The following is a 1885-nucleotide window of genomic DNA, read 5'->3' on the forward strand; positions in this document are numbered from 1 at the left end:
CGGTCGGCGGCGGCGAACAGCGCGGCGGACAGGGCCAGCGCGGTGCGGCGCTCTGCGGTGTCCAGATAGCGGTTGCGGCTGGAGAGCGCGAGACCGTCCTCCTCGCGCACCGTGGGGACCCCCGCGATCTCGACGGGGAAGTTCAGGTCGGCGGCCATCCGCCGGACGACCGCGAGCTGCTGGGCGTCCTTCTCCCCGAAGAGGGCGACGTCCGGCCCGGTGAGGTGCAGCAGCTTGGCGACGACCGTCAGCACACCGTCGAAGTGCCCGGGGCGGCTGGCGCCCTCCAGGACCGTGCCCATGGGCCCGGCACAGAGCCTGACCTGGGGCTCGCCGCCCGGATAGACCTCGTCGGCGGGCGGCGCGAAGACGATGTCCGCGCCGGCCCGGCCCGCCAGGGCGACGTCCGCGTCCAGGGTGCGGGGGTAGCGGTCCAGGTCCTCGCCCGCGCCGAACTGGAGCGGATTGACGAAGACCGTCACCACGACCTGCCCCTGGGGGCCGACCCGCTCGCGGGCGGCCCGCACCAAGGTGGCGTGCCCCTCGTGGAGGGCACCCATGGTCATCACGACGGCCCGGGTGCCGGTGCGCGGCAGGGCGCGCAGCCCGGCGGTGGTGTGCACCACCTGGGCGCCGTCCTGCCGGGGCCGCGGGGAGTGCTGGGGGGAGCTGGGGGCGGTCATCGGTCCTCGCCTCCGCGGGGGTCCTCGTCGGGGCCGTCGTCAGGGGTGCCCGGGCGCGCGCCCGGGGCGGTCGTGCCGTCGGCGAGGACACCGAGCAGGTCCTCGGCCAGCTCCGGCTTGAGCAGACCGCTCGCCAGCGCGCGGTCCGCCGTCGTACGGGCCATGGCGACGTACCCGGCGACGCTCTGCGGGGCGTGCGCGCGCAGTTCGGCGATGTGGGCGGCGACCGTGCCCGCGTCGCCCCGGGCGACGGGCCCGGTCAGGGCGGCGTCACCGGAGCGCAGGGCGTTGTCGAGGGCCGCGCCCAACAGCGGTCCGAGCATCCGGTCCGGGGCCCCGACCCCGGCGGCGCTCAGCAGCTCCATCGACTGGGCGACCAGGGTGACCAGGTGGTTGGCCCCGAGGGCGAGCGCCGCGTGGTAGAGCGGACGGGCCTCCTCCGCGATCCACTCGGGCTCCCCGCCCATCTCGATGACCAGCGCCTCGGCCGCCAGCCGCAGCTCGTCGGGGGAGGTCACCCCGAACGAGCAGCCGGCCAGCCGCTGGACGTCCACGGGGGTGCCGGTGAAGGTCATCGCGGGGTGCAGGGCGAGCGGCAGCGCCCCGGCGCGGGTGGCGGGCTCCAGGACGGCCGTTCCGTACCGCCCCGAGGTGTGCACGAGCAGCTGGCCGGGGCGTACCGCGCCGGTCCGCGCGAGGCCGCCGACCAGGTCGGCGAGGGCGTCGTCGGGGACGGTCAGCAGCACCAGGTCGGCGCGCGCCATGACCTCGGCGGGCGGGACGATCGGCACGTCGGGCAGCAGGGTGGCGGCGCGTCGTACGGAGGCGTCGGAGACGCCCGAGACGGCGACCGGGCGGTGGCCCGCGAGGCGGAGCGACGCGGCGAGGGCAGGGCCCACACGGCCCGCGCCGACGACTCCGACGGTGAGCCGGGCGGGGCGGTCCTGGGCCTCGGTGGGTGGGGTGGGATTCACGCGGCGATGGCCTTCCGTTCCAGTCCGCGGGGGGTACCGGACGATTCACCGTCATGCTACGCGAGTGCTCCGACCGCTCCCCGGGCCCGTGGGCAACGGGGAACACGCCTCTCGCCGGAGTTATCCACAGGGGTCGCGGGAGGTGGCGCGGCCGGGTCATGATGCGGACGACGGGACGGGCGGGACGCCGGACGGGGGCGGGCATGGGCATCGGGAAGCCGGACGGAA

General features: G+C 76.6%; 2 protein-coding genes. Both read right to left on the reverse strand.

Annotation, left to right across the window (positions count from 1 at the left end):
- Positions 1–683: pantoate--beta-alanine ligase (gene panC, locus AC51EU_RS30015; protein WP_496270245.1), on the reverse strand; the 683-nt coding region annotated here is incomplete at its 3' end.
- Positions 680–1657, reverse strand: coding sequence for a Rossmann-like and DUF2520 domain-containing protein (locus AC51EU_RS30020; protein WP_496270246.1), 978 nt, complete (start codon positions 1655–1657; stop codon positions 680–682). The genes AC51EU_RS30020 and panC, both read right to left, overlap by 4 nt.
- Positions 1658–1885: the final 228 nt, after the last annotated feature.

It is taken from the genome of Candidatus Streptomyces philanthi (assembly GCF_059553635.1).